Source organism: uncultured Mucilaginibacter sp. (genome assembly GCF_903913935.1).
In the GTDB taxonomy this organism is placed as follows: Bacteria; Bacteroidota; Bacteroidia; order Sphingobacteriales; family Sphingobacteriaceae; genus Mucilaginibacter.
In genome coordinates this window covers 1-2,539 of sequence record NZ_CAIWNH010000322.1, presented here as the reverse complement: position 1 = coordinate 2,539, position 2,539 = coordinate 1, and the positions used below count along the sequence as shown (strand labels likewise).

General features: G+C 41.3%; 3 protein-coding genes and 1 pseudogene. All 4 read left to right on the top strand.

Going from position 1 to position 2,539, the window contains the following annotated elements; all coding sequences use genetic code 11:
• A partial coding sequence (locus QZY09_RS12595) for a 6-carboxytetrahydropterin synthase (RefSeq protein ID WP_295672887.1) occupies positions 1–187 on the top strand: 187 nt, incomplete at its 5' end.
• 9 nt (positions 188–196) lie between these two features.
• Positions 197–838: a GTP cyclohydrolase I FolE gene (gene folE / locus QZY09_RS12590; RefSeq protein ID WP_295672886.1), complete on the top strand. Its 642-nt coding sequence runs from the start codon at positions 197–199 to the stop codon at positions 836–838.
• Between the two features lie 135 nt (positions 839–973).
• Positions 974–1,855, top strand: a complete 882-nt coding sequence (fabD, locus tag QZY09_RS12585; protein WP_295672884.1) for an ACP S-malonyltransferase — start codon at positions 974–976, stop codon at positions 1,853–1,855.
• A gap of 103 nt (positions 1,856–1,958) precedes the next feature.
• Positions 1,959–2,539, top strand: a pseudogene (locus tag QZY09_RS12580) (hypothetical protein); the annotation flags it as partial.

Below are 2,539 nucleotides of genomic sequence, written 5' to 3'. Positions count from 1 at the left end.
GCTTGATCATAAAAACATTAATAAAGATGTTGATTTTATGACAGGAAAAATGGCTTCGACAGAGTTACTTTGTATCGAAATTTTTAACCAGTTGAAAAAACCTATCGAAGCTTATGAAGGCGTGTTTTTGCATTCGGTAAAGCTGTACGAAACTGAAAATAATTCAGCTGAATACTTTGGCGATTAAACTTGCAACATGATTAACGAAAACTTTATAAAGGACACCGACGATGACGATGTTGAGGGTTATATTAAAATTGACCGTTATAACCCGGAACTGATCAGCAGTCTTTCCGCTCATTACCAGGAGATTTTAAAAGAGTTAGGCGAAAACCCCGAGCGGGAAGGGCTGCTAAAAACACCTGAACGTATCGCCAAAGCCATGTTATACCTCACCCAGGGGTATGATCTTGACGCGAAGGCGATAATGGCTTCGGCTGTATTTAAAGAGGATTACAGCCAGATGGTGATTGTAAAAGACATTGAGGTTTACTCCATGTGTGAGCATCATATGCTGCCATTTTTTGGCAAAGCGCATGTAGCTTATATCCCCAATGGGCATGTAGTAGGCTTAAGTAAAATTCCGCGTATTGTTGATGTTTTTGCACGCCGTTTACAGGTGCAGGAAAGATTGACTAATGATATCCGCGACTGTATCCAGAATGCGCTGAATCCGCTGGGTGTTGGAGTTGTTATTGAATGCCGGCATTTGTGTATGAGCATGCGCGGCGTTCAAAAGCAAAACTCGGTTACCACTACATCGGCGTTTACAGGTGAGTTTTTAAAAGAAAAAACACGTACTGAATTTTTGAACCTGATTTCAGCGAAGCTGGGTTAGTGATTGGGTCACTGGTTCATTTGTTCATTAGTAAAAAGTTGGCTATTCAATCTTAAATTCCTTACTTTGTGAGAGGGCCAATTGTTGTTGAACAATGCACCAATGAACTAATGAACCATTGAACTAATAAACTAAATGAAAGCATACATTTTTCCCGGACAAGGCGCCCAGTTTGTGGGTATGGGTAAGGACCTTTACGAACAATCAGAACAGGCCCGGGCGCTATTTGAGCAAGCCAATGAAATACTAGGCTTCCGCATCACCGATATAATGTTTGAAGGCACTGTTGAAGACCTTAAGCAAACAAATGTTACCCAACCAGCTATATTTTTACATTCGGTAATCCTTGCCAGCGTATTAGGCGAAGCGTTTGAACCAGGCATGGCCGCAGGGCATTCGCTGGGTGAGTTTTCGGCATTAGTAGCTTGTAAAGCACTGTCATTTGCCGATGGCCTCCGTTTGGTAGCAGCCCGAGCTAACGCTATGCAAAAAGCCTGCGAGATCCAGCCGTCTACCATGGCGGCTATTATAGGATTAGATGATTTTACCGTTGAAGACATTTGCCACCGCATCAGTGACATTGTAGTGCCCGCCAATTATAACTGCCCCGGGCAACTGGTTATATCAGGAACCATTGCGGGAGTTGATAAAGCCTGCGAAGAGTTAACAGCCGCAGGCGCTAAAAGGGCGCTGAAACTGAATGTTGGAGGCGCGTTTCATTCGCCTTTGATGGAAGCGGCAAGGGTTGAACTGGAACATGCCATTGTTCATACAGAGATCAATGCACCTATTTGCCCTATATATCAAAACATTGATGCAAAACCATATACTGATCCGGCTTTAATAAAACACAATTTAATTGCACAGCTAACAGGGCCCGTACGCTGGACACAAACAGTTAAACATATGCTGGAAGATGGTGCAACCTCGTTTACTGAAGTTGGGCCGGGGAGTGTTTTGCAGGGTCTTGTAAAAAAAGTTGACCGGCATATACCCACTGAAAGTGCCTTTATTTAAGCAGGAAATAAATATATAAGCCAACCTTTAAAACAGGATGGCTTTATTTTTAGTTACGTTTTAAACTACTAACAAATTGGGGGCAGCCGGAAAAATACGCGTGATGCTGGCATTATTATGTGCCAGTTTATTAATTACGGCAATTCTTGTCCAAAAAACATACACCCCCGTAAATGACCTTGCGCAAACCGCCAAAACACTTGAACATAACCTTCAAAAAAACGAAGGGTATGTAAATGAAGTGCTAAATAACACGCAGTTATTTGAACAGTTAAAAAGTATTGACAAAAACACCGGTACAGCGCTTAAATACGTCCAGCACTTTACTAGCGAGAAAAGTATCTGGTTTATTACTACCCGCAAAGGCGCCTTAAACTTTTGGAGCGGGTTAAAAATAATCCCTGATTTGCCGGATATCATTAAAGACGGTTATTCTTTCAGAAAAGAATCTAACGGCTATTATGAGGTGATCAAAAAAAGCGAAGGCGATTTTTCGGCAATCTTTTTTATCCCGGTAAAGTTTGGTTATGCTTTTCAAAATCAATATTTAAAAAACACGTTCTCACCCAATCTCCTTAAAGACAACAATATTGATATAGCTGACTTTACAGACAAGAATGTTTTTGAAATTTACAGTACAAATCATTCCTACCTGTTTTCAGTAAAACTCAAGCCCGGTGAGTT

What these genes read in the sequence shown, in the direction of transcription:
- folE (WP_295672886.1), top strand. Translation starts at nt 197, where the DNA reads ATGATTAACGAAAACTTTATAAAGGACACCGACGATGACGATGTTGAG.
- fabD (WP_295672884.1), top strand. Translation starts at nt 974, where the DNA reads ATGAAAGCATACATTTTTCCCGGACAAGGCGCCCAGTTTGTGGGTATG.